We start from the raw sequence: 24,835 nt of genomic DNA, 5'->3' as shown, positions 1-24,835 counted from the left end.
CATTAGGAAAGTAATACCCAAAAATCAAATAAGGGCCACTAGCATCTTTAAACTAGCAACCCTTATTCCTTACCTAGTAAGTACGAACCGGTAAAATTAATTGAATAATTGAATCATCATTTACTGTACGAATTAAGAACGGTCTCATCGCCCCAGTAAAGCTAACTTTAATCTCTGTACTATCTAGAGCTTTCAATGCATCCATCATATATTTTGCACTAAAAGATATTTTTAACTCTTCTCCATCTACTTTTTCACATTGTACTTCTTCGACAACTTTTCCAATTTCTGGTGAATTCGAGGAAATCTCTAGCATTTCTTGCTCTAAAGTTGATAATTTGACAACGTTATTGCGGCCATCTCTCGCTAATAGTGAAGCACGATCAATTGCTTGTAGGAATTCTTTTGTATTTACAAAAATATCCGTTTTACTCTCTGCTGGAATTAAACGTGTCGTATCTGGATAATTTCCTTCTAACAATCTTGAGAAGAATAATAAATGCTTTGTACGGAATAATACTTGATACTCAGTTATTACAATATCTACCATCTCTTCAGACTCATCCAGAATTTTACTTAATTCGTTTAAGCTCTTACCTGGAATAACAACATTAGCTTGAAATTCATCTGCAATATTATGTCCTTCGATTTTCGCTTTTCGAAGTGCCAGTCTATGACTATCTGTTGCAATACAAGTTAACTCGCTGTTATATACCTTCCAGTTTACACCTGTCAAGATTGGTCTTGTTTCAGAAGTAGAAACTGCAAATACAGTTTGTCTGATCATATGTTTAAGTAAATCTGTTGGTATCTTAAATACATGATGTTCTTCAATCTGTGGTAATAACGGATATTCTGCAGAATCTAAACCATTTAAGTTAAACTCTGATTTTCCAGATTTTATTTTTGTCATAAAATGATTTTCCACAGAAATTTCGACAGTATCCTTAGGTAGTTTTTTTACAATCTCACTAAAATATTTTGCTTGTAAAACAATGCTTCCTGATTGAGCTATTTCTACGATTTCTTTTCCATCTTCTTCGACTGGAATAAACGATTCAATAGAAATATCAGCATCGCTTCCTGTTAATGTAACCCCTTCTTCAGTAGCTACAACTTTAATTCCCGTAAGGATGGGGATTGTTGTACGAGAAGAAACTGCCTTCATTACATCTTGTACACCTCTTACAAGATAGTCTTTTTGTATTGTAAAACGCATAAAGAAAAACCTCCGGTAAGTATAAGATTTTATTTAATTAATAAAGATAAAAAATAGTAGTAATAGTAATAGGGCTTGTGGATATGTGGATAACCCCTTTGAAGGATGTAAAAACAGTCTATCTACATGTGGATAGACTGTGCGTAAAACAAGGTAAGTTATTCACACTATTCAGCTACTACTTTAAAATACCATTAATTTCTTCAACTTGCTTTTGTAATTGCGTATCGGTTTTTAGTAGTTTAGAAATTTTTTCATGGGCATGGATAACTGTTGTATGATCACGTCCACCAAATTCTTCACCTATTTTTGGTAAAGAGGAATCCGTAAGTTCGCGTGATAAATACATTGCAATTTGGCGAGGAAACGCAACTGATTTTGTACGTTTTTTCGCTTTAAAATCTTCTAATTTTACTTGATAAACGTCTCCGACAGCTTTTTGAATATCATAAATAGAGATAATTTTCGGCTTAGAATTTGGAATAATATCTTTAAGTGCTTCAGCTGCTAAATCAGCATTAATATCTTTATTAATTAAAGATGAATAAGCTACAACTCGGATAAGTGCACCTTCTAATTCGCGAATATTTGAATCAATTTGATTTGCGATATAAAGCATAACTTCATTTGGTATATCAAGCCCTTCAGCTTTTGCTTTTTTGCGTAAAATTGCAATTCGTGTCTCTAAATCTGGCGGCGTAATATCTGTAATAAGTCCCCATTCAAAGCGAGAACGAAGACGATCTTCTAAAGTTGGAATTTCTTTTGGTGGTCGATCACTAGAAATTACAATTTGTTTACTTTCTTCGTGTAATGCATTAAATGTATGGAAAAACTCTTCTTGAGTTTGTTCTTTTCCAGCAAGAAATTGAATATCATCTATCAATAAAACATCTACATTGCGATATTTATTACGAAAATCAACAGCTTTATTATCACGAATAGAGTTAATAAATTCATTCGTGAATTTTTCTGATGATAAATATACAACTTTTGCATTTGGATTATGTTCAATTACATAATGGCCAATCGCGTGCATTAAATGCGTCTTTCCAAGCCCAACTCCCCCGTAAATAAAGAGTGGATTATACGCTTTAGCTGGCGCCTCGGCTACAGCTAATGAAGCTGCATGGGCAAAACGGTTACCAGAGCCGATAACAAATGTATCAAATGTATATTTTGGATTTAACATGCTCTGTGGTAAATGAGCTGAATCATCTTGTGCTGGATTCCGCTTAACTGGAGGAAGATCAATGTCCTCTTCCGCTTGACTTTGGGGAATAATAAAGCGAATTGCTAATTTTGCCCCTGTTAAATCGTATAGTGTTTCTGAAATTAGTTCTGAGTAATGAGATTCTAGCCAGTCACGAGCAAATTCATTTGGAGCTGTAATCGTTAATACGTCTTTCTTCAAGTTATGAGCCGTTGTTGATTTTAACCATGTCTCATAACTAGGCTTGCTTACCTTTTTTTCTAATTCTTTTAAGGCACTATTCCATAAATCAGAGATATTTTCCAAAGGTGTCCCTCCTTTACTAAGATGGTAAAAGAATAAGGCTGCGCAACAAATGTACAACCTAATAAATATAAAATGTATATTTATACGAAACGTATTTTAAAACCTAAAAACGTCGTTTGTATATGAGATAGGGTTTTCGACAAAAAAACCAAATGTGGACAACTGTTTACCCACATGTGATTAAAACTGTCCACATGTTATACACAAATTGTGGATAAGATAAAGATGTGGAAAACTTATTCAAAGTGAAAACACAACTATAATATCAAAAAAAAGTGGCTATAGCAATGAATTTAAGAAAGTTATCCACAAAATCAATACCTTGTGGAATAAACTTGTCCACAACACGATATACTGTGTAAAAGTGGGAAAAAAGTTTGTGGATATAAAAAACGTGAAAAAACATTTATCCACAAGGAAATATAGATGCTGTGAAAAAGTATGTGAATAGGTTCAAAATGAATATTTGATGAAAATTTCTAGAACCATTGACATTTTCCTAGTTGATTAACTATAATTTATAGGACTGTCTTTAACAGATATTCCTCAGGGAGGTGTCATATAATGAAAAGAACTTACCAACCAAATAAACGTAAGCGCAGCAAAGTACATGGTTTCCGCAGCCGTATGAGCACAGCGAACGGACGTAAAGTGCTAGCAGCTCGTCGTCGTAAAGGAAGAAAAGTATTATCTGCGTAGACCACTGATCGTTCAGTGGTCTTTTTTTCTAATAATAGTGAATTTCCGCTGATGAAATACAGGAGTGTCAATTGATATGAAGAAAAAACATCGTATAAAGAAGAATGATGAATTCCAGGCGGTTTTTCAAAAAGGAAAATCAAATGCGAATCGTCAGTTTGTTGTATACCAATTAGATAAAGAAGAACAGCCAAACTTTCGCATCGGCCTTTCTGTTAGCAAGAAAATAGGAAATGCAGTAGTTCGTAATCGAATTAAGCGCATGGTCCGTCAAGCTATTACAGAGTTAAAAGATGAGATAGATTCTGGAAAAGATTTTGTTATAATAGCAAGGAAGCCTTGTGCAGAGATGACATATGAAGAAGTAAAGAAAAGCTTAATTCATGTCTTTAAACGCTCTGGTATGAAAAGAATAAAAAAGTAGCGTAAGGAAATGAATTACACTATATACATACCGATACAAGGAGGAGTAGGCTTTGAAAAAGAAATTAGGTTTACTAGCCATGGTCGTTGCATTAATGGCGATTGCCACCGGTTGTAGTGAAACGGGTCAGCCGATTACATCGAAAAGTACTGGGATTTGGAATGAATATTTCGTATATCCGCTTTCTCAGTTAATCACGTATTTTGCCGACTTATTTAACAGTAATTACGGTTTAGCAATTGTTATTACAACTCTTATCATTCGTTTTGCATTATTACCATTAATGATTAAACAAACAAAGAGTACAAAAGCAATGCAAGCGTTACAACCAGAAATGGTGAAGTTAAAAGAGAAATATAGTTCTAAAGATCAAGCAACACAGCAAAAACTACAACAAGAAATGATGCAGTTATATCAAAAGAATGGTGTAAATCCATTGGCAGGATGTTTACCGATATTTGTTCAGATGCCTATTTTATTCGCGTTTTATCATGCGATTATGAGAACAACAGCAATTAGTGAACATACATTTTTATGGTTTGATTTAGGACAGGCAGATCCGTTCTATATCTTACCGGTTGTTGCAGCAATTACGACATTTATTCAGCAAAAGCTTGCAATGGCAGGAACAGCTGGTCAAAATCCGCAAATGGCAATGATGCTTTGGCTTATGCCGATTATGATTTTAATCTTTGCAATTAACTTCCCAGCTGCATTATCACTTTACTGGGTTGTTGGTAATATCTTTGGTATTGCTCAAATGTACTTTATCAAAGGGCCAGAGATTAAGGCTAGCAAAGCTGGAGGCTCAAGCAAGTGAGTATAATTACTGCTAAAGGACAAACAGTCGAGCTGGCAGTAGAGGATGCTTTAAGGCAATTAAATACATCAAAAGATCGAGTAGATATAAATATTGTCGATGAGGGTAAAAGAGGATTCTTAGGTTTATTTGGGAATCGTCCTGCAGTAGTAGAAGTTGTATTGAAGAAAGATCCAATTCAGGAATGTGAAGAATATTTAAGAAATGTTATTCACAATATGGGTGTGGAAGTTGAAATTAGTAAAGTTGTAAAAGGACGCGAGATCGAATTTACAATTTCTGGTGATGATGTAGGAGTTTTAATTGGAAAAAGAGGTAATACACTAAACTCTTTACAGTATTTAACAAAACTTGTTGCGAATCGTAACACGAAGCAGTATATAGGTATTACACTAGATGCTGAAAATTATCGTAGTAAAAGAAAAAGTACGCTAGAATCACTTTCTTATCGATTAGCGAAACAAGTATCTAATACGAAAAAAAGAGTTATTTTAGAACCGATGCCATCTTTTGAACGAAAAATTATTCATCAGGCATTATCAAATCATCAAGGTATCAAAACAACTTCTGAAGGAAATGAACCACATCGGCATGTTGTAATATCTCCTAAATGACCGGTTGCTCAAATGAGTGCCGGTTTTTTTGAGCGAAAAATAGATGTGGATAACTAAAAAACACTAAACTTATCCACTGTGAATAAGTTTAGTGTTTTTTACATGGGGATATAATAAAATGAGTTATTCTTCTTTTGTAGATAGGTTCGTTATGGTATCCTAATAATTTAGTGAAAGAAATAATCATGTTGAAATAGAGATAAATAAGCAAGTGAGGTGAAAGGACATGGAATTTGATACAATTGCTGCGATTTCCACAGCGCTTGGAGAGGGTGCAATTGCCATTGTTCGAGTAAGTGGGGATGATGCGGTTGAGAAAGTTGACCGTATTTTTAAAGGGAAGGATTTAACAGAGGTTCCTTCTCACACTATTCATTATGGTCATATCGTTGATTTAGATACAAATCAAGTTATTGAAGAAGTTATGGTGTCTATTATGCGCGCACCAAGGACTTTTACACGTGAAAATATAGTGGAAATTAACTGTCATGGCGGACTTGTTTCAGTAAATAAAGTATTGCAACTTATTCTAGCGCAAGGAGTACGATTGGCAGAACCGGGCGAATTTACAAAACGTGCTTTTTTAAATGGACGTATCGATTTATCACAAGCAGAAGCTGTTATGGATTTGATTCGAGCAAAAACAGATCGTGCGATGAATGTAGCAATTAATCAAATGGAAGGGCGATTATCTAAATTAATTGGTCGCCTACGTCAAGAAATATTAGAAACATTAGCTCATGTTGAGGTAAATATAGATTATCCAGAATACGATGATGTAGAAGAGATGACACATAATATTTTAATTGAGAAAGCGACGCATGTTCGTTCGGAAATCGAAAAAATATTAGAAACATCAAAACAAGGGAAAATTTTACGTGAAGGTATTGCTACAGCAATTATCGGTAGACCTAATGTTGGGAAATCATCGTTATTAAATAGTCTTGTTCAGGAGAAAAAAGCAATTGTAACTGATATTGCAGGAACAACTCGTGATGTTATTGAAGAGTACGTTAATGTGCGTGGTGTACCTCTTAAACTTATAGATACAGCCGGTATTCGTGAGACAGAAGATGTTGTTGAACGAATTGGTGTGGAGCGATCAAAAGAAATGATGAGCCAAGCAGATTTAGTATTAGTTGTTGTCAACTATAGCGAGGCTTTAACAAATGAGGATGAAGATCTATTCCATGCGGTACAAGGAAAAGACTTTATTGTTATTGTGAATAAGACTGATTTACCGCAAGCGATTGATATGGAACGTGTTACAGAGTTAGCTGCGGGAAATCGTGTTATTACAACATCCTTAATTGAGGAACAAGGAATAGATGAACTCGAAAAGGCAATAGCTGATTTATTCTTTGAAGGAACAATCGATTCTGCAGATATGACATATGTTTCTAATGCGAGACATATTGGATTATTAACACAAGCGGGACAAACAATCGGTGATGCAATTGAGGCAATAGAAAATGGTGTACCAATTGATATGGTGCAAATTGATTTAACAAGAACGTGGGAAATACTTGGTGAAATTACTGGTGACACAGTCCATGAAAGCCTAATTGACCAGTTGTTCTCTCAATTTTGTTTAGGAAAATAATATAGTGATGTTTTAGAAAGATAGAGATTATTAGGAGGAATAAACAATGGGATACAATGCCGGTTCATATGATGTCATAGTAATCGGTGCAGGTCATGCAGGATGTGAAGCTGGTCTTGCGGCAGCACGAATGGGCTCAAAAACATTAATGTTAACAATTAACTTAGATATGGTAGCTTTCATGCCATGTAACCCTTCTGTTGGTGGACCAGCAAAAGGGATTGTTGTTCGTGAAATTGATGCATTAGGCGGAGAAATGGGACGTAATATTGATAAAACTCATATTCAAATGCGTATGCTAAATACAGGTAAGGGGCCAGCTGTACGTGCACTTCGAGCGCAAGCTGATAAATTCTCTTACCAACATGAATTGAAGAAAACAATTGAAGAAACACCAAACTTAACGTTATTCCAAGGAATGGTAGAGCGTTTAATCGTTGAAGATGGTATGTGTAAAGGGGTAGTTACACAAGCTGGTGCAGAATATACAGCAAAAACCGTTGTAATTACGACTGGAACATTTTTACGTGGCGAGATTATCATGGGCGACTTAAAATATTCAAGCGGTCCAAATAATCAGCAACCGTCTATTACATTATCTGAGCATTTAGAGGAACTTGGGTTTGATCTTGTTAGATTTAAAACAGGGACACCTCCGCGTGTAAACAGTAATACAATTGACTACAGTAAAACAGAAATTCAACCGGGTGATGATAAGCCACGTTCGTTCTCTTTTGAAACAACGAAATTTATTATGGATCAAATTCCATGTTGGTTGACATATACAAGTACAGAAACACACCGTTTAATAGATGAAAATTTACATCGTTCAGCTATGTATTCTGGTATGATTAAAGGAACAGGCCCTAGATACTGTCCTTCTATTGAAGACAAAGTAGTAAGATTTAATGATAAACCACGTCATCAAATTTTCTTAGAGCCAGAAGGGCGTAATACACAAGAAGTATATGTGCAAGGTTTATCCACAAGCCTACCAGAAGATGTACAACGTGACATGCTTAGAACAATTCCAGGCCTAGAAAATGTTGAAATGATGCGCACAGGTTATGCAATTGAATATGATGCAATTGTGCCAACACAACTATGGCCAACACTTGAAACGAAAAAGATTAAAAATTTATATACAGCAGGACAAATTAATGGAACTTCTGGTTACGAAGAGGCGGCAGGACAAGGGCTTATGGCTGGGATTAATGCAGCATGCCGTTCTTTAGGTAAAAAAGAAGTTGTTTTAGGTCGTGAGGATGCTTATATTGGTGTCTTAATTGATGATCTTGTTACGAAAGGTACAAATGAACCATATCGTTTATTAACATCTCGTGCAGAATACCGTCTATTATTACGCCATGATAATGCTGATCTTCGTTTAACTGAAGTTGGTCGTGAAATTGGATTAATTAAAGAAGAGCGCTATGAGCGATTTACAAATAAAAAACTACAAATTGAACAGGAAAAGGAACGTTTAAGCAGCATTATTATTAAACCACGTCCTGAGGTTCAAGAATTAATTCGCAATATTGGCGGAAGTGAATTGAAAGATGGAATACGTGCAAGTGACTTATTACGTCGTCCAGAGATGACATATGAGCATATTCATCTTTTAGTACCAAGTGAAGTAGAATTAAGTGATGAAGTTACAGAACAAGTTGAAATTCAGATTAAGTACGAAGGATACATTGAAAAATCTTTACAGCAAGTAGAGCGTATGAAGAAAATGGAGAGTAAAAAAATACCTGTAGATATTGATTATGATGCGATTTCTAGCCTTGCCTCAGAAGCTAGACAGAAATTGAAAGATGTTCGTCCACTTTCAATGGGGCAGGCTTCACGTATTTCTGGCGTAAATCCAGCGGATATTTCCATTTTACTTGTTTATATAGAACAAGGAAAAATTGCGCGCGTATCGAACCAATAAATAGTAAGGAGATATTGCTAGATGAACATAGAACAATTTCAATCTATGCTAGAAGAGAAGGGGATCACCCTCTCTTCTAGACAGTTAGAGCAGTTCAAAATCTACTTTGAAACATTAGTAGAGTGGAATGAGAAAATGAACTTAACGGCTATTACAGAAAAAGAAGAAGTATACTTAAAACACTTTTTTGATTCTATTACAGCTGCTTTTTATTATGATTTTTCAAAACCGTTCTCAATTTGTGATGTTGGTGCAGGGGCTGGATTCCCAAGTATTCCTTTAAAAATCTGTTTCCCGCACTTAAAAGTAACAATTGTAGATTCATTGCAAAAACGTATTAATTTCTTAAATCACTTAGCACAAAAGTTAGAATTAAGTGATGTTGCATTTTGTCATGATCGTGCTGAAACATTTGGGAAAAAAGAAGGTGTACGTGAATCATACGATATTGTAATGGCACGTGCAGTTGCACGTCTTTCTGTATTAAGTGAGCTATGTTTACCACTTGTAAAAGTTGGAGGAACATTCATTGCAATGAAAGGTGCAGCAGCAAATGAAGAAATCGAAAATGGTAAGTATGCTTTAGAGGTGCTAGGCGGAGAGTTAAAAGAGATGTCTACGTTCCAATTACCGTTTGAAGAGAGTGAACGTAATATTTTATTAATCGAGAAAAAGCGCAAGACACCAAAGAAATATCCACGCAAACCGGGAACGCCCAATAAATTACCTATTGAAAAATAAATCTTATTAGACGTAAGATTAAATTATATAAATGAAAACGTAAATGTTTCATAGGAAACATTTTATGGAGAATAGTCAATAGGCCTAAAAGGTGGTGGAATATGTATGAAAAATACGTTTTCTCGTTTATTTGGCTTTGGAGATAAAGAGAGCGAATTCGAATTACAAGACGAAAGCCATGAAGAAATAGATAAAAAGGTATATGAAGAAATACAAGAAATTCCGATAGTAAATATTACCCCTAACCGTTATCAACCAAGAACAGTTTTTGATGATGCACGTATTGATGAGCTAGCATTAACGATTCGTACACATGGACTTATTCAACCGATTGTTGTAAGGCAATATGAGGATGATAAGTACGAGATTATCGCTGGAGAAAGACGCTTTCGTGCGGCAACAAAGTTAGGTTGGGAAAAGGTTCCTGCAATTATAAAGAACTTAAATGATACAGAGACAGCTTCTGTAGCTTTAATTGAAAACTTGCAACGTGAGGAACTAACGGCAATCGAGGAAGCTGTGGCATATCAAAAGCTGATTGAGTTACATAATTTAACACAAGAAGCATTGGCACAACGACTTGGAAAAGGACAATCTACAATCGCAAATAAGTTGCGATTGTTAAAGTTGCCTGAAGAAATAAAAAGTGCATTATTAGAAAAAAGCATTACAGAACGTCACGCCCGCGCTCTCATTCCTTTAAAAAATGAGGAATTACAACTGAAGGTTTTACAGGAAATTGTGGAGAAACAACTGAATGTAAAGCAAACAGAAGAACGAATTGCGAAGTTACTAGAGGAAGCAAAACCGAAGCGTAAGGCAAAGCAAAAAGCAGTAAGTCGAGATACGAGGATTGCTATGAATACAATTAGACAATCTTTACAAATGGTTACTGAAAGTGGTTTGAATGTTAATTCTGAGGAAGAAGAATTTGATGAGTACTATCAAATTACAATTAAAATTCCAAAGAAAAAATAATAACGACGTGTTAGAGACCTTATCCTATTGGAGAGGTCTCTTTTACTATATTTTCTTGTTAAATGAAGAAGGAGTTTAGAAATAAATTTTGAAGTTTAATAAAGGACGTAAAAGAAAAAGTTTTATTTCATGTTACAATAAACGTAATTGTTATTAGAATAAGATAGAAAGGTTGAAAGTAGGTGACATCATGGGAAAAATCATTGCTATTGCTAATCAAAAAGGCGGTGTTGGAAAAACCACAACATCTGTTAATTTAGGGGCTGGATTGGCGCAAGTAGGTAAAAAAGTCCTTCTTGTAGATATTGATGCTCAAGGAAATGCAACGACTGGTGTGGGAATTGAAAAATCTGAATTAGATCAATGTATTTACAACGTTCTTGTGGAAGATGCAGATGTTCAAGGGGTTATACAGAAAACCGCAACGGAAAACTTAGATGTTCTACCCGCTACAATTCAATTGGCTGGTGCTGAAATTGAATTGGTACCGACTATTTCCCGGGAAGTACGTTTACAAAGAGCATTACAGCCAGTTCGTGATGAATATGATTATATTATTATCGACTGTCCCCCATCTTTAGGGTTATTAACAATTAATGCATTAACAGCAGCAGATTCTGTTATTATTCCTGTACAGTGTGAATATTACGCACTAGAAGGGTTAAGTCAGCTATTAAATACAGTTCGACTTGTACAAAAACATTTAAATAAAAATTTAGCAATTCAAGGTGTATTGTTAACGATGTTGGATGCCCGTACAAATTTAGGGATCCAAGTTATAGATGAAGTGAAAAAGTATTTTAGGGATAAAGTATATCGCTCGATTATTCCGCGTAATGTACGCTTGAGTGAGGCTCCAAGTCATGGGAAACCTATTATGCAGTATGACGCTAAATCAAGAGGAGCAGAAGTATATATAGATTTAGCAGAGGAAGTGATTGCAGGTGGCTAAGGGATTAGGAAGAGGAATTAATGTGTTTTTTCCTGATTTAGATGTGAAAGAAGAGGAAACAATTCAGGAGATTCTTGTAACTGAATTAAGGCCAAATCCATATCAACCGCGTAAACACTTTAATAAAGAGGCTATTCAGGAATTAGCAATTTCGATTAAGGAACACGGTATTCTACAACCATTAATTGCTAGGAAGAGTATTAAAGGATATGAAATCGTTGCAGGTGAAAGACGATTTCGTGCTGCAAAAGAGGCTGGTTTAGAAAAGGTACCTGCGGTTGTAAGACAATTAACTGAACAGCAAATGATGGAATTTGCTTTGTTAGAAAACTTACAACGAGAAGATTTAAATCCTATGGAAGAGGCAATGGCATACCAGATGTTAATGAATGAGCTAAATGTAACGCAAGAACAATTAGCGAAACGTCTTGGCAAAAGCAGACCTTACATTGCAAATTATACTCGGTTATTAAGCCTCCCTTCGTTCGTCCAAGATATGATTGCAAATGGTCAACTTTCAATGGCTCATGGGAGAACTTTACTTACGATAAAAGATGAAGAACAATTGAAGTCCTTATTGAAACGCATTGAAAAAGAAGGATTAAATGTTCGTCAATTAGAGAAAATCGTCCAAGAGATTAATCAACACGTTTCACGTGAAACAAAAAAAGTGAAAAAAGAGCGAAATATATTTTTCGTAGAACGTGAAACGTTCTTAAGAGAAAAGTTTGGCACAGATGTGAAAATTAAAGAGACGAAAAAAGAAAAAGGTAAAATCGAAATTGAATTTTTTAATAAAGAAGATTTGAATCGTATTTTAGAACTATTATCACAAAAAAAATAAAGAGCAAACCATCTTATTATTTATAGATGGTTTGCTTTTTTTAGTGCGGATAATTTTTGATCCGTCTCTTTTATACTTTGTGCGATTACATCGGCCATTTTCATAACTAAACTTAATCTTGTATTTTGAAGAACGAAAAACTCCATAAACCCATTTAGATTGACGATACCGTGTATATGCAGATCACCAACTGCAGGTAATTTCTTATTCATAGCAGCTCCAGGCTTACTAGGGCCCTTTCCAGTAGTGATTGACCCGATATTTTGAGACTTTCCTAAACATGCATCAACAGCAATTATAAATGCAGCAGGATATTCTTTCTGTATATTTTGAATTTTTTCTTCTAAATTTAGCGCATGTACTGGCTCATCTAGTGTACCGAATACTTGGAGGTTTTTGATGTCTATTTGTTCAAGTTTTGTACCAACTAACGGGCCGAGTGCGTCACCTGTAGAACGATCTGTTCCGATACAAACGAGAATGAGTGGTATATTAGTTTTAATAGGAATGTGGGTAAGTAAGAAATTACTGATTATCTCAGAGGCTTCTAGATCCTGGTGCATAACGTTTTGAGTTTCTTTCTCAAAAAATGGTAAGCGAAAACTTCCAATATTCATGAAGCACCCATCCTTTTAATAAATTTTCAATATATGTTATATGGTGAGAAAAATGGAAATCTATAAGTGCGTAATTTTTGCAAAATGTGAATGAAAACGGAAATAATAGTACTAGTATATATATATTCGTTCCATTTTATACCTGAATGGCGGGGGTAAAATAGGATTAAAATCATAAAATTTTTTCAGCAATTAGAGGACTTCTGATACAATAATAAGGATAACTAAAAAGAAATTTTAGCTAGAGAGGTAGAGGTACATGGATTTATTAACGAAGTGGTTTAATTCTACGAAACAGTATTTATTAGATGCTGATCGTTGGGCTCATATTGGAGTTGCGACATTAAAAATATGTATTATTTTAATAATCGGTGCAGTTGTTGTGCGAATTGCAAGAGCGGTTGTACGAAATGCGTTTCGTATGGGGAGTCGTTCTCCAATTCAAATTTCAGAACGTCGTACAGTTACAGTAGCGAAATTACTTGAAAATATTGTAGCGTACGTTGTTATGTTTATTATGCTGATTGCGATTTTAGGTGTGTTTGATATTAATGCATCAGGTTTATTAGCGGGTGCCGGGGTAATTGGTTTAGCAGTCGGATTTGGTGCTCAAAGTTTAGTGAAGGACGTTATTACAGGTTTATTTATTTTGCTAGAAGATCAGTTTTCAGTTGGCGATTATGTTAAAATCGGTCAATTTGAAGGAGTCGTTTTAGAAATTGGACTTCGTACAACGAAAGTAAAGAGTTGGACAGGTGAAATTCATACTTTACCAAACGGAAGTATTATTCAAGTTACTAACTACTCAGTTAGTAATAGTGTAGCATTTGTTGATGTATCTATTTCATATGAGGCTGATATTGCGAAAGCAGAGCAGGTTATTGAAGATTTATTAGTAGAGTTACCTTCAAAGTACGAAAAAATGGTAACAACACCTCAATTATTAGGTGTGCAAACGTTAGCTGCATCAGAAGTTATATTACGCGTTATTGCTGAAGTAGAGCCGATGCAACATGCAGTTATTGCAAGGGCACTTCGTAAAGAGATTAAAAATCGTCTTGATTTACATGGAATTGAAATTCCATATCCACGTATGGTTTTATATAATCGTGAAGAATTGGTTAGTGGAAAAGCAATTTAGTATGGAGAGGAGGAGTTTGAAGAGTGGAGCAAAAGGAATATAACTTGTACGATGTTGTGGAAATGAAGAAAGCACATCCATGTGGCGAGAATCGTTGGAAAATTATTCGTATGGGAATGGATATCCGCATTAAGTGCGAGGGATGTGACCATTCAGTAATGATTACTCGAAGAGAGTTTGATCGTAAGGTGAAAAAAATACTTGTGAAGCACGAAGAATAGAGAGAGAGTAACAGTTACAGTAGGTAACTGTTACTTTTTTTCGTTTGGCGGAAACTTGTCATTTTTTTCGTTACTATCTATAATGATGAAAGATTGAGACATAGGAGTGAAAAATATGGGATTAACGGCTGGGATTGTTGGATTACCTAACGTAGGGAAGTCCACTTTATTTAATGCAATTACACAAGCAGGAGCAGAATCTGCGAACTATCCATTCTGTACAATTGATCCAAACGTAGGGATTGTAGAAGTACCAGATGAGCGTTTAAATAAATTAACGGAATTAGTAGAACCGAAAAAGACTGTTCCGACTGTATTTGAGTTTACTGATATTGCAGGTATCGTAAAAGGTGCTAGTAAAGGTGAAGGTTTAGGAAATAAATTCTTATCTCACATTCGTCAAGTAGATGCAATTTGCCAAGTTGTTCGTTGTTTTGAAGACGAAAATATTACGCACGTTTCAGGGAAAGTAGATCCAATTGATGATATCGAAACAATCAACTTAGAGCTAATTTTAGCGGACTTAGAGTCTGTTGATAAGCGTATCGAGCGTGTTGCGAAATTAGCAAGACAAAAAGATAAAGAAGCTGTATATGAGCATGAAATTTTAGTTCGTTTAAAAGAGGCTTTTGAAGAGGGGAAACCGGCTCGTACTGTTGAATTTACAGAAGAGCAGATGAAGATTGTTAAAGGCCTTCATTTACTTACAACAAAAGAAATGTTATACGTAGCGAACGTAAGTGAAGACGATATTATCGATCCTTCGGAAAATAAATACGTACAAATGGTAAAAGAATTTGCAGAAAATGAAAATTCTCAAGTAATCGTTGTATGTGCAAAAATCGAATCAGAAATCGCTGAATTAGACGAGGAAGAGAAAAAAGTATTCCTTGAAGAACTAGGTATTGAAGAGTCTGGTTTAGATCAATTAATTCGTGCAGCATATGACCTATTAGGACTTGCTACTTACTTTACAGCTGGCGTTCAAGAAGTACGTGCTTGGACATTTAAACAAGGTATGAAGGCACCACAATGTGCTGGTGTTATTCATACAGACTTTGAGCGTGGATTTATTCGTGCAGAAACAGTTTCTTACGATGACTTAATGACAAACGGTTCTATGACAGCTGCAAAAGAAGCTGGAAAAGTACGTTTAGAAGGAAAAGAGTATATCGTAAAAGATGGAGATGTTATGCACTTCCGTTTTAACGTTTAATTTAATATTTCCTAGGAAAAATAAAGATATGAGCTTGGCAAATATATTATATGTTTGCCAAGTTTTTTATGTATTGGTGAGTTGATTCATATAACTTACTATGATATAATCTAAACTCGTGAGTAATTACTATAAATTAATTGCTCCTTGCCCATTATGGGCCGTTTAGACCAAAAGGAGGTGAAAGTGTAATGAGAAAGTACGAAATTATGTACATCATTCGTCCTGGCGTTGAAGAAGAAGCTCAAAAAGCTTTAGTTGAACGTTTTGCAGGTGTTTTAACAAACAATGGTGCAGAAATCATTAACACGAAAGAGTGGGGTAAGCGTCGTTTAGCTTACGAAATCAACGACTTACGTGAAGGTTTCTACATGATCTTAAACGTGAACTCTAACGCAGAAGCGATTAACGAATTCGACCGTTTAGCTAAGATCAACGAAGATATCCTTCGTCATATCGTTGTTAAAGAAGAAGAAAAATAATTGATATATAAGGGAGAGTGGTTCGATTGATGAATCGTGTTATCCTCGTTGGTCGTTTAACTAAGGACCCTGACTTACGTTACACGCCCAATGGTGTTGCAGTAGCTACTTTTACGTTAGCTGTGAATCGCGCATTTGCGAATCAACAAGGTGAGCGTGAAGCTGACTTTATTAATTGTGTAATATGGCGTAAACAAGCAGAAAACGTAGCAAATTATTTGAAAAAAGGAAGCTTAGCAGGCGTAGATGGACGTCTTCAAACTCGTAATTACGATGGACAAGACGGTAAACGTGTGTATGTAACAGAAGTTCTTGCGGAAAGCGTACAATTTTTAGAGCCGCGTAATGGCGGTGGGGAGCAACGTGGTTCATTCAATCAGCAACCATCAGGAGCTGGTTTCGGTAACCAAAGCTCTAACCCATTTGGTCAATCTAGTAATTCAGGTAACCAAGGTAATCAAGGGAACTCTGGATTTACGAAGAATGACGATCCATTTTCAAATGTAGGTCAACCGATCGACATTTCCGACGACGATTTACCGTTCTAATACAGTAAATTTGTTAGTTTTAACAAAGAATGGAGGGAAATAGACATGGCAGGACGCAAAGGTGGACGTGCGAAACGTCGTAAGGTGTGTTTCTTCACAGCTAACGGCATCACTCGCATTGACTATAAAGATGTTGATTTATTAAAACGTTTCGTTTCTGAGCGTGGTAAAATTTTACCTCGTCGTGTAACAGGGACAAGCGCAAAATACCAACGCAAACTTACAGTTGCAATTAAACGTGCTCGTCAAATGGCACTTTTACCATATGTTGGTGAATAATAGCGTATGAAATGCACAGTAGAGTCCGACTCTACTGTGCATTTTGCTATGCTTTTCTTTTTTGAAAGAGAGGTTAAAATGTGAAACAAACAAAGTTTATTACAGAAGGTGCAGCGTTATTAGCTATATATGCAATTTTATTGCTTATATCTATGTATGTTCCGATTTTGGGTACTGTTGTAACTTTTGCGTTGCCGTTACCATTTATACTATTAACGATAAGACATAAACTATCTAATGTGCTCATGATTTTTGTAGCATCACTTTTTGTTACTATTATTGTGAGTCAACCCATGAATTTAGTGAAGACAATTATGTTTGGATTGATAGGGATTGTTTTAGGATATATGTATAAAACAAGAAAAAAGTCAGTAGAAATCTTAATAGCGGGGACGCTTGCATACTTAATTGGTTTTGTACTTATTTATGTTGCGAGTATAAAGTTTTTCAACATAGATATAATGAAGCAAATGCAAAGTATGTTTAGTGAAAGTATGGTGCAAAGTGAAAAGATAGTAAGTGCTACAGGTATGCCGATTAGTAAGGAACAAAAAGAGTTACTTACACAAATGAATGATATATTACAATCGTTATTTCCAAGTATACTTGTTCTAGTTTCAGTATGTTTTTCTTGGATTACAGTGATAATATCAGGTAGTGTTTTGAAAAAGTTAAAACATGACATTATACCTTGGCCTAAATTTAAAGATATACAATTACCAAAGAGTATTGTTTGGTATTACGTTATATTTATTTTGTTAGCAACTTTTATAAAAGTAGAACCAACATCATATTTACATATGGTATTTTCTAACCTAAATGTCATATTTACACTATTGCTTGTACTGCAAGGTCTGACATTTATTGCCTTTTTAGCGTATAGAAAAGGTTTTACTAAAGGGATTCCTATTATTAGTTTTATTGCATGCATGTTTATTCCGATGCTGTTTCCTCTTGTGACAATCTTAGGTATAATTGACTTAGGGATTTCATTGCGTTCTAAAATAGGGGGATAAAACAATATTCCTTATACTATTTTAATCTGTTTAACTAACTGGAAGGTGAGTTAGTTTTACTTTATAGGAGTTGTATACATGCCTGAATTTGATAAGAAACAGTGGTTTTTATATCCTGTTTATGTATTGGCATTTTTTGTGTTTGTGCTCATTTCAATTCTCTGTTATTTTCATTTAATTATGGGAATAGCTGCTTTTGTCATTTTTTGTATCGTATTTTTTATCGTTATACGATTTGAACTTAATTTTCAAAGGAATTTCGAAAAGCATACTACAGATATGATTACAAGAGTAAAGAAAGTAAGTAATGAAGCATTTAACCAAATGCCGATTGGTATTTTGTTATACAATAAGGATTATGGGATTGATTGGGCAAATCCTTATTTATCTTCATGTCTGGGACAGCATGCATTGGCTGGATGGCACCTTTACGATGTATCAGAAACATTACTTCTTTTCATTAAAGGAGAAACTTCTGATGATATAGTCTCTTTAAATAATCGAAAGTTTCGCGTTTTTGTAAGGAAAGAAGAAAAGTTAATTTATTTCTTTGATGTAACGGAACAAACAGAAATCGAAAAGATGTATGAGGATCAACGTACTGTTTTAGCTGTAATTTATTTGGATAATTATGATGAAGTTACACAAGGATTAGATGATCAATTACGTACGAATATAACAAGTCTTGTGACATCGCGACTAAATGAATGGGCACTTAAGTATGGTGCGTATTTAAAACGTGCATCTTCAGAAAGATTCTTCGTTGTGCTAAATGAAAGTATTCTGACGCAAATGGAGAAAGGGAAATTTAGTATTTTAGATCAGGTGCGTGAAGAAACATCTAAAAGGAATATACCACTTACATTAAGTGTAGGTGTCGGATCAGGTGATTTACCTTTGTCAGAGCTTGGGGCAATGGCTCAATCTGGTTTAGACCTTGCGCTTGGACGCGGGGGAGATCAAGTAGCTATTAAACAAGCGACAGGTAAAGTTAAGTTCTATGGAGGCAAGACAAATCCGGTTGAAAAGCGTACCCGTGTACGTGCTAGGGTCATTTCGCATGCGTTAAAGGATTTAGTATTAGAAAGTAGTAATGTCATTATCATGGGGCATAGGGCTCCTGATATGGACGCAATTGGTGCTGCGATTGGTATTTTAAAAGTGGCTCAATTAAACGAGCGTAAAGGATATATTGTATTAGATGAAAATGATTCTGATAAGGGAATTAAACGCTTGATGGACAAAGTGAAACAAAATGAGGAATTATGGTCTCACTTTATTACTCCAGAGCAAGCGATGGAATTTGCGAATGATGAGTCATTACTTGTTGTTGTTGATACACATAAACCTTCTATGGTGATGGAACAAAAATTGTTACATAAAATTGAAAATGTAGTAGTTATCGATCATCATCGCCGTGGAGAAGATTTTATTGAAGATCCATTGCTAGTTTATATGGAACCATATGCTTCTTCAACGGCAGAACTGGTTACAGAATTGCTTGAGTATCAACCGAAAAATTTAAAGATGACAATGTTAGAAGCAACGGCATTGTTAGCGGGGATTATTGTCGACACGAAAAGTTTCACATTCCGGACGGGGGCTCGTACGTTTGATGCTGCTTCCTATTTACGCTCACATGGTGCAGATACTGTACTTGTACAAGAACTTTTAAAGGAAGATATGGATCAGTATTTACGGGTTGCAAAAGCTATAAAAAATGCGTACATTTATAAAAATGGAATTGCGATTGCTAAAGTTGATAGTGATGATTACTACGATCAAGTGCTTATTGCGCAATCAGCTGACACGTTATTAACAATGACAGGAATTATTGCATCATTTGTTGTTGCGAAACGTGGCGAGAATCTCATTGGAATTAGCAGCAGGTCTTTAGGTGAAGTGAATGTGCAGCTAATTATGGAAAACTTAGGTGGTGGCGGGCATTTGACGAATGCAGCCACACAAATGAAAAATGTTACAGTAGATGAAGCCGAGGAGAAGCTTCGATTTGTTATTGATGACTATTTACAGGGAGGCACACAATCATGAAAGTAATTTTTCTAAAAGACGTAAAAGGTAAAGGTAAAAAAGGAGAAGTAAAAAACGTACCAGATGGCTATGCAAATAACTTCTTACTAAAACAGGGATTGGCTGCTGAAGCAACAAATAGCAGTATGAAAACTTTAGAAGCTCAAAAGCGTAAAGAAGAAAAAGATGCAGCGGCAGAAGTTGAGAATGCAAAAGAGCTGAAAGAAACATTAGAGAAATTAACTGTAGAAGTAAAAGCGAAATCTGGAGAAGGTGGCCGTTTATTCGGTTCTATTACGAGCAAACAAATCGTAGATGCGATGCAAAAATCACATAAAATTAAACTTGATAAACGTAAATTTGAAATGGATGATGCAATCCGTGCATTAGGCTACACAAATGTAACAGTGAAATTGCATCCGCAAGTAACAGCGACAGTAAAAGTTCATGTTAGTGAACAATAAAAATAAATTAAGCAAGGAGGATTGCGTATGAGTGATGTACTTGCTGATCGTACCCCTCCGCATAATATAGAAGCCGAGCAGGCGGTTTTAGGGGCCATATTAATTGATCAAGATGCGTTAACATCAGCATCAGAGTTATTGGTACCTGACTCATTCTATCGAACGAAACATCAAAAGATTTTTGAGGTAATGCTTGGGTTATCTGACAAAGGAGAACCGATCGATTTAGTAATAATGACATCAGCGATGGCTGATCAAGGATTACTAGAAGAAGTTGGTGGAGTGTCTTATCTAGCAGAGTTAGCAGAAGTTGTTCCAACAGCTGCTAACGTTGAATATTATGCACGTATCATCGCTGAAAAGGCACTTTTACGTCGTTTAATTCGAACAGCGACTCATATTGTGTCGGATGGATACGAGAGAGAAGATGACGTAGACGGCCTTTTAAATGAGGCCGAGAAAAAAATATTAGAAGTATCCCATCAAACGAATGCAAAAGCATTTCAAAATATTAAAGATGTTCTTGTAGATGCTTATGATAAAATTGAACTTTTGCATAATCAAAAAGGTGAAGTTACTGGGATACCAACTGGATTTACTGAATTAGATAAGATGACGGCAGGTTTCCAGCGAAATGATTTAATCATCGTAGCAGCACGTCCGTCAGTAGGGAAAACTGCATTTTCATTAAATATTGCACAAAACGTAGCGACGAAAACGGATGAAAATGTAGCGATTTTTAGTTTGGAGATGGGCTCCGATCAGCTTGTTATGCGTATGCTTTGTGCAGAAGGAAATATCGATGCGCAAAGACTTCGTACCGGGTCATTAACTTCTGATGATTGGGCGAAATTAACAATGGCGATGGGTAGTCTTTCAAATGCCGGTATATATATTGATGATACACCAGGAATTAAGGTAAATGAGATTCGAGCGAAATGTCGTAGACTAAAGCAAGAACAAGGTCTTGGTATGGTTTTAATTGACTACTTACAGCTTATTCAAGGAAGTGGGAAATCAGGTGAGAACCGTCAGCAGGAGGTATCTGAGATTTCTCGTACTTTAAAAGGGATTGCGCGTGAATTGCAAGTGCCTGTTATTGCCTTATCACAGTTATCTCGTGGTGTAGAATCTCGTCAGGATAAACGCCCGATGATGTCTGATATTCGTGAATCTGGTAGTATTGAGCAGGATGCTGATATTGTAGCTTTCCTATATCGTGAAGATTACTATGACCGTGAAACGGAAAATAAAAATACGATTGAAATTATCATTGCAAAACAACGTAATGGTCCGGTAGGTTCAGTAGAGCTTGCGTTTGTTAAAGAATTTAATAAATTCGTTAATTTAGAACGACGCTTTGAGGATGGGGCATAAAGGCAGTATAAAAAAGAAACACATTTCTTATAATAAGATGTGTTTCTTTTTTTATGGGATAAAGATAAGGCTTTCATAAGGTGAAAATATAATTCTTACGAACGAAAATGATTTTTAATAAAAAAATGTTCGCTTTTTGGTTGACTTCTTTTTCGGTTTTGGTACAATTATATTGTTTGAATAGATCGTTTGAAAATTGCGGAGGTGCTTTAATAATGTCTTCAGTAGTAGTTGTAGGAACACAATGGGGCGACGAAGGAAAAGGTAAAATCACTGATTTTCTTTCTGAGCATGCGGAAGTAGTTGCAAGATATCAAGGTGGAAATAACGCGGGACATACAATTGTTTTCGGCGGAGTTAAATATAAGTTACACTTAATTCCATCTGGTATTTTCTATAAAGAGAAAATTTGTGTAATCGGAAATGGCTTAGTAGTAGATCCGAAAGCATTACTTGAAGAGTTAAAATACTTACACGACCGTGGTGTAAGTACTGATAATTTACGTGTAAGTAACCGTGCACACGTTATTTTACCTTATCACTTAAAACAAGATGAGTTAGAAGAGGCTAGTAAAGGTGATAACAAAATCGGTACAACGAAAAAAGGTATCGGTCCTGCATATATGGATAAAGCTGCTCGTATTGGTATCCGTATGGCTGATCTTTTAGACCGTGAAGCATTTAAAGAGAAGCTTGAGCGCAATTTAGTAGAGAAAAATCGTTTGTTTGAAAAAATGTACGATACAGAAGGTTTCAGCGTAGAGGAAATCTTTGAAGAGTACTTCGAATATGGACAACAAATCGCACAATATGTATGCGACACATCTGTTGTATTAAATGATGCACTAGATAACAATCACCGTGTATTATTTGAAGGTGCACAAGGTGTTATGCTTGATATTGACCACGGTACGTACCCGTTCGTTACATCTTCTAACCCGATTGCGGGTGGTGTAACAGTTGGAACTGGAGTTGGCCCTGCGAAAGTTACTCGCGTTGTAGGTGTATGTAAAGCATATACAAGCCGTGTTGGTGACGGTCCATTCCCTACTGAACTTAATGATGAAATTGGTCATCAAATTCGTGAAGTTGGTCGTGAGTACGGAACAACAACTGGTCGTCCGCGCCGCGTAGGTTGGTTCGATAGCGTTGTTGTAAGACATGCGCGTCGTGTTAGTGGTTTAACGGATCTATCATTAAATTCTATCGACGTTCTAACAGATATTCCAACTCTTAAAATTTGTGTTGCTTACAAATACAATGGCGAAGTTATCGATGAAGTTCCAGCAAACTTAAACATTTTAGCGAAATGTGAGCCTGTATATGAAGAGCTTCCAGGTTGGACAGAAGATATTACTGGTGTAAAATCATTAGACGAGCTTCCTGAAAATGCAAGAAAATACGTAGAACGTGTTTCTGAGTTAACAGGAATTCAATTATCTATGTTCTCAGTTGGACCAGATCGTAACCAAACGAATATTGTTCGTAATGTATACGAAGCTTAATTGATATTTTTAGAAAAAACTCATGTCCGCATGAGTTTTTTCTTATCTTTTATAAAAAAATGAAAAAAAGTATTGCGAAGAATACAGAATACATGTTATGATACATCTTGTCGTCACGAAAATATGACGTTGGTGAGTATGAGCCATTAGCTCAGTTGGTAGAGCATCTGACTTTTAATCAGAGGGTCGAAGGTTCGAATCCTTCATGGCTCACCATTTTATTTTTCGTGGCCCGTTGGTCAAGTGGTTAAGACACCGCCCTTTCACGGCGGTAACACGGGTTCGAATCCCGTACGGGTCATGTTTTTTTTTGCTTATTTTTGGTCCCGTGGTGTAGTGGTTAACATGCCTGCCTTTCACGGAGGGGTTCGAATCCCGTACGGGTCATGTTTTTTTATGCTTATTTTTGGTCCCGTGGTGTAGTGGTTAACATGCCTGCCTGTCACGCAGGAGATCGCCGGTTCGACCCCGGTCGGGACCGCCACTTTTGTTTATACCACCATTAGTGGTTTTATATATAGTTTTGGCTCGGTAGCTCAGTCGGTAGAGCAGAGGACTGAAAATCCTCGTGTCGGCGGTTCGATTCCGTCCCGAGCCACTCTCAGGATATTAAGTGGGCCCACTTAATATCCTTTTTATTTATGTAATTTTACAAAACTGAGTAGTTATTTTAAAATAGAACGAGGAGCCTCTAGCAGTTGAAGCTAGAGGTTTTTCTATAGATCGTATAGGATGCCGTGTAAAAGTGGATCATACATGAGTCTATGAGAATAGAGGAGAAAATACTTAAACAAAGGATGCGGTCATATAGGACATACTATGTAAACATCGATATGTTTAGGGATTATTGACCATATTTTTATAAGGAGGAAATAGACGATGATGGGAAAGAAAATTTTAGTAGTTGATGATGAAAAGCCGATTGCAGATATTTTGAAGTTTAATCTAGAAAAAGAAGGTTTTGAAATAGTAATGGCGCATGATGGTGATGAAGCGATTGAAAAAGCTAATGAAGAACAACCAGATATGGTTTTATTAGATATTATGCTACCGGGTAAAGATGGATTAGAGGTTTGCCGTGAAATACGTAAAAGTTCAGAAATGCCGATTATTATGCTTACAGCAAAGGACTCTGAGATTGATAAAGTATTAGGGCTTGAGCTTGGAGCAGATGATTATGTAACGAAGCCATTTAGTACGAGGGAATTACTTGCTCGTGTGAAGGCGAATTTACGCCGTCATCAACAAGGTGGTTCTGCAGAAAAAGAAGAAAATACAGAAATGGTTATTGGACCAATTGTTATTAATCCAAATGCATATAGTGTAACGAAGCGCGAGGAAAATATCGAGCTTACACATCGTGAATTTGAGTTGCTACATTATTTAGCGAAACATTTAGGACAAGTTATGACACGCGAACATTTATTACAAACAGTTTGGGGTTATGACTATTTTGGAGATGTGCGCACAGTAGACGTAACAGTACGTCGTTTGCGTGAAAAAATTGAAGATAATCCAAGCCATCCTACTTTAATTGTAACTAGACGTGGAGTAGGGTATTACTTGCGTGACCCAGAGCAGGAATAGTA

At 35.9% G+C, this 24,835-nt stretch carries 25 protein-coding genes and 4 tRNA genes; 26 read left to right on the top strand and 3 right to left on the bottom strand.

The features are described 5' to 3' along the window. Positions 1-73: 73 nt before the first annotated feature. Both dnaN and dnaA read right to left on the bottom strand, forming a co-directional pair. Positions 74-1,219, bottom strand: coding sequence for a DNA polymerase III subunit beta (dnaN, locus tag DN403_RS01315; RefSeq protein WP_001212884.1), 1,146 nt, complete (start codon positions 1,217-1,219; stop codon positions 74-76). 178 nt (positions 1,220-1,397) lie between these two features. Continuing rightward, the gene (gene dnaA, locus DN403_RS01310; RefSeq protein ID WP_000428018.1) at positions 1,398-2,738 is read right to left on the bottom strand and encodes a chromosomal replication initiator protein DnaA; all 1,341 of its coding nucleotides are present in this window, start codon (positions 2,736-2,738) and stop codon (positions 1,398-1,400) included. A 564-nt stretch (positions 2,739-3,302) separates the two neighbouring features. Here dnaA and rpmH point away from each other — a divergent pair. The 10 genes from rpmH (at position 3,303) to spo0J (ending at position 12,349) form a co-directional block, all read left to right on the top strand. Next, positions 3,303-3,437, top strand: a complete 135-nt coding sequence (rpmH, locus tag DN403_RS01305) for a 50S ribosomal protein L34 (protein WP_000831901.1) — start codon at positions 3,303-3,305, stop codon at positions 3,435-3,437. Positions 3,438-3,513: 76 nt separating this feature from the next. After that, positions 3,514-3,861: a ribonuclease P protein component gene (gene rnpA, locus DN403_RS01300; RefSeq protein ID WP_000726621.1), complete on the top strand. Its 348-nt coding sequence runs from the start codon at positions 3,514-3,516 to the stop codon at positions 3,859-3,861. A 52-nt stretch (positions 3,862-3,913) separates the two neighbouring features. Then, on the top strand, positions 3,914-4,681 hold the full coding sequence (gene spoIIIJ / locus DN403_RS01295) for a YidC family membrane integrase SpoIIIJ (RefSeq protein ID WP_000727741.1): 768 nt from the start codon (positions 3,914-3,916) through the stop codon (positions 4,679-4,681). After that, complete coding sequence (jag, locus tag DN403_RS01290; protein WP_000022797.1) at positions 4,678-5,295, top strand: RNA-binding cell elongation regulator Jag/EloR; 618 nt, start codon at positions 4,678-4,680, stop codon at positions 5,293-5,295. The genes spoIIIJ and jag overlap by 4 nt, the downstream gene beginning before the upstream one ends. Before the next feature lie 226 nt (positions 5,296-5,521). After that, positions 5,522-6,898, top strand: a complete 1,377-nt coding sequence (gene mnmE / locus DN403_RS01285) for a tRNA uridine-5-carboxymethylaminomethyl(34) synthesis GTPase MnmE (protein WP_000393760.1) — start codon at positions 5,522-5,524, stop codon at positions 6,896-6,898. A gap of 46 nt (positions 6,899-6,944) precedes the next feature. Further along, positions 6,945-8,834, top strand: coding sequence for a tRNA uridine-5-carboxymethylaminomethyl(34) synthesis enzyme MnmG (gene mnmG / locus DN403_RS01280; RefSeq protein ID WP_000541045.1), 1,890 nt, complete (start codon positions 6,945-6,947; stop codon positions 8,832-8,834). A gap of 21 nt (positions 8,835-8,855) precedes the next feature. Further along, complete coding sequence (rsmG, locus tag DN403_RS01275) at positions 8,856-9,575, top strand: 16S rRNA (guanine(527)-N(7))-methyltransferase RsmG (protein WP_001019628.1); 720 nt, start codon at positions 8,856-8,858, stop codon at positions 9,573-9,575. Positions 9,576-9,680: 105 nt separating this feature from the next. Beyond that, on the top strand, positions 9,681-10,553 hold the full coding sequence (gene noc / locus DN403_RS01270) for a nucleoid occlusion protein (protein ID WP_000799016.1): 873 nt from the start codon (positions 9,681-9,683) through the stop codon (positions 10,551-10,553). Between the two features lie 190 nt (positions 10,554-10,743). Beyond that, positions 10,744-11,505, top strand: coding sequence for a sporulation initiation inhibitor protein Soj (gene soj / locus DN403_RS01265; RefSeq protein ID WP_000516114.1), 762 nt, complete (start codon positions 10,744-10,746; stop codon positions 11,503-11,505). After that, positions 11,498-12,349 (top strand): stage 0 sporulation protein Spo0J, encoded by an 852-nt coding sequence (gene spo0J / locus DN403_RS01260; RefSeq protein WP_001051833.1) that lies wholly within the window; start codon positions 11,498-11,500, stop codon positions 12,347-12,349. The genes soj and spo0J overlap by 8 nt, the downstream gene beginning before the upstream one ends. 20 nt (positions 12,350-12,369) lie before the next feature. Here spo0J and yyaC read toward each other — a convergent pair whose 3' ends face one another. Further along, on the bottom strand, positions 12,370-12,966 hold the full coding sequence (yyaC, locus tag DN403_RS01255) for a spore protease YyaC (protein WP_001020711.1): 597 nt from the start codon (positions 12,964-12,966) through the stop codon (positions 12,370-12,372). 259 nt (positions 12,967-13,225) lie between these two features. On the opposite strand from yyaC, the gene DN403_RS01250 reads away from it, so the two are divergent. The 16 genes from DN403_RS01250 (at position 13,226) to walR (ending at position 24,833) form a co-directional block, all read left to right on the top strand. After that, positions 13,226-14,107 (top strand): mechanosensitive ion channel family protein, encoded by an 882-nt coding sequence (locus tag DN403_RS01250; protein WP_000365111.1) that lies wholly within the window; start codon positions 13,226-13,228, stop codon positions 14,105-14,107. A 23-nt stretch (positions 14,108-14,130) separates the two neighbouring features. Then, positions 14,131-14,328 carry a DUF951 domain-containing protein gene (locus DN403_RS01245; protein WP_000435486.1) on the top strand — a complete coding sequence of 66 codons (198 nt, stop codon included), beginning with the start codon at positions 14,131-14,133 and terminating at the stop codon, positions 14,326-14,328. 115 nt (positions 14,329-14,443) lie between these two features. Continuing rightward, positions 14,444-15,544 carry a redox-regulated ATPase YchF gene (ychF, locus tag DN403_RS01240; protein ID WP_000524658.1) on the top strand — a complete coding sequence of 367 codons (1,101 nt, stop codon included), beginning with the start codon at positions 14,444-14,446 and terminating at the stop codon, positions 15,542-15,544. 191 nt (positions 15,545-15,735) lie between these two features. Further along, positions 15,736-16,026: a 30S ribosomal protein S6 gene (gene rpsF, locus DN403_RS01235; RefSeq protein ID WP_001233781.1), complete on the top strand. Its 291-nt coding sequence runs from the start codon at positions 15,736-15,738 to the stop codon at positions 16,024-16,026. A 26-nt stretch (positions 16,027-16,052) separates the two neighbouring features. After that, the gene (gene ssb, locus DN403_RS01230; RefSeq protein ID WP_000981963.1) at positions 16,053-16,574 is read left to right on the top strand and encodes a single-stranded DNA-binding protein; all 522 of its coding nucleotides are present in this window, start codon (positions 16,053-16,055) and stop codon (positions 16,572-16,574) included. A gap of 45 nt (positions 16,575-16,619) precedes the next feature. Next, positions 16,620-16,853 (top strand): 30S ribosomal protein S18, encoded by a 234-nt coding sequence (gene rpsR / locus DN403_RS01225; protein WP_000918873.1) that lies wholly within the window; start codon positions 16,620-16,622, stop codon positions 16,851-16,853. Between the two features lie 80 nt (positions 16,854-16,933). Then, complete coding sequence (locus tag DN403_RS01220) at positions 16,934-17,869, top strand: YybS family protein (RefSeq protein ID WP_000814842.1); 936 nt, start codon at positions 16,934-16,936, stop codon at positions 17,867-17,869. A gap of 78 nt (positions 17,870-17,947) precedes the next feature. Further along, positions 17,948-19,921, top strand: a complete 1,974-nt coding sequence (locus DN403_RS01215; RefSeq protein ID WP_001113785.1) for a DHH family phosphoesterase — start codon at positions 17,948-17,950, stop codon at positions 19,919-19,921. After that, positions 19,918-20,364: a 50S ribosomal protein L9 gene (rplI, locus tag DN403_RS01210; protein ID WP_000864237.1), complete on the top strand. Its 447-nt coding sequence runs from the start codon at positions 19,918-19,920 to the stop codon at positions 20,362-20,364. The genes DN403_RS01215 and rplI overlap by 4 nt, the downstream gene beginning before the upstream one ends. Positions 20,365-20,391: 27 nt before the next feature. Next, positions 20,392-21,741 carry a replicative DNA helicase gene (gene dnaB, locus DN403_RS01205; RefSeq protein WP_001286147.1) on the top strand — a complete coding sequence of 450 codons (1,350 nt, stop codon included), beginning with the start codon at positions 20,392-20,394 and terminating at the stop codon, positions 21,739-21,741. Positions 21,742-21,956: 215 nt separating this feature from the next. After that, positions 21,957-23,246: an adenylosuccinate synthase gene (locus DN403_RS01200; protein ID WP_000100230.1), complete on the top strand. Its 1,290-nt coding sequence runs from the start codon at positions 21,957-21,959 to the stop codon at positions 23,244-23,246. A 140-nt stretch (positions 23,247-23,386) separates the two neighbouring features. Further along, positions 23,387-23,462 (top strand) — tRNA-Lys (locus tag DN403_RS01195). Positions 23,463-23,475: 13 nt separating this feature from the next. Further along, positions 23,476-23,547: transfer RNA gene (locus DN403_RS01190), tRNA-Glu, on the top strand. A 107-nt stretch (positions 23,548-23,654) separates the two neighbouring features. Then, positions 23,655-23,730, top strand: a tRNA-Asp gene (locus tag DN403_RS01185). 41 nt (positions 23,731-23,771) lie between these two features. Continuing rightward, positions 23,772-23,844 (top strand) — tRNA-Phe (locus DN403_RS01180). A 281-nt stretch (positions 23,845-24,125) separates the two neighbouring features. Next, a complete protein-coding gene (gene walR, locus DN403_RS01175; RefSeq protein WP_000971869.1) occupies positions 24,126-24,833 on the top strand; it encodes a cell wall metabolism DNA-binding response regulator WalR in 708 nt (235 codons plus the stop codon). Positions 24,834-24,835 lie beyond the last annotated feature (2 nt).

It is taken from the genome of Bacillus sp. AY2-1, assembly GCF_008368965.1.
GTDB classification, from domain to species: Bacteria; Bacillota; Bacilli; order Bacillales; family Bacillaceae_G; genus Bacillus_A; species Bacillus_A thuringiensis_S.
Note: the sequence above shows the minus strand (reverse complement) of the source record. Positions and strands in the feature narration are given on the sequence as shown.

Bases quoted from the DNA above. Each gene is read 5' to 3' on its own strand.
- rsmG (WP_001019628.1), top strand. From the start codon at position 8,856: ATGAACATAGAACAATTTCAATCTATGCTAGAAGAGAAGGGGATCACC.
- rpsF (WP_001233781.1), top strand. From the start codon at position 15,736: ATGAGAAAGTACGAAATTATGTACATCATTCGTCCTGGCGTTGAAGAA.
- rnpA (WP_000726621.1), top strand. From the start codon at position 3,514: ATGAAGAAAAAACATCGTATAAAGAAGAATGATGAATTCCAGGCGGTT.
- rpsR (WP_000918873.1), top strand. From the start codon at position 16,620: ATGGCAGGACGCAAAGGTGGACGTGCGAAACGTCGTAAGGTGTGTTTC.
- rplI (WP_000864237.1), top strand. From the start codon at position 19,918: ATGAAAGTAATTTTTCTAAAAGACGTAAAAGGTAAAGGTAAAAAAGGA.
- dnaN (WP_001212884.1), bottom strand. From the start codon at position 1,219: ATGCGTTTTACAATACAAAAAGACTATCTTGTAAGAGGTGTACAAGAT.
- yyaC (WP_001020711.1), bottom strand. From the start codon at position 12,966: ATGAATATTGGAAGTTTTCGCTTACCATTTTTTGAGAAAGAAACTCAA.
- rpmH (WP_000831901.1), top strand. From the start codon at position 3,303: ATGAAAAGAACTTACCAACCAAATAAACGTAAGCGCAGCAAAGTACAT.
- mnmE (WP_000393760.1), top strand. From the start codon at position 5,522: ATGGAATTTGATACAATTGCTGCGATTTCCACAGCGCTTGGAGAGGGT.
- dnaB (WP_001286147.1), top strand. From the start codon at position 20,392: ATGAGTGATGTACTTGCTGATCGTACCCCTCCGCATAATATAGAAGCC.
- walR (WP_000971869.1), top strand. From the start codon at position 24,126: ATGATGGGAAAGAAAATTTTAGTAGTTGATGATGAAAAGCCGATTGCA.
- noc (WP_000799016.1), top strand. From the start codon at position 9,681: ATGAAAAATACGTTTTCTCGTTTATTTGGCTTTGGAGATAAAGAGAGC.
- mnmG (WP_000541045.1), top strand. From the start codon at position 6,945: ATGGGATACAATGCCGGTTCATATGATGTCATAGTAATCGGTGCAGGT.
- DN403_RS01215 (WP_001113785.1), top strand. From the start codon at position 17,948: ATGCCTGAATTTGATAAGAAACAGTGGTTTTTATATCCTGTTTATGTA.
- ychF (WP_000524658.1), top strand. From the start codon at position 14,444: ATGGGATTAACGGCTGGGATTGTTGGATTACCTAACGTAGGGAAGTCC.
- soj (WP_000516114.1), top strand. From the start codon at position 10,744: ATGGGAAAAATCATTGCTATTGCTAATCAAAAAGGCGGTGTTGGAAAA.
- DN403_RS01200 (WP_000100230.1), top strand. From the start codon at position 21,957: ATGTCTTCAGTAGTAGTTGTAGGAACACAATGGGGCGACGAAGGAAAA.
- DN403_RS01250 (WP_000365111.1), top strand. From the start codon at position 13,226: ATGGATTTATTAACGAAGTGGTTTAATTCTACGAAACAGTATTTATTA.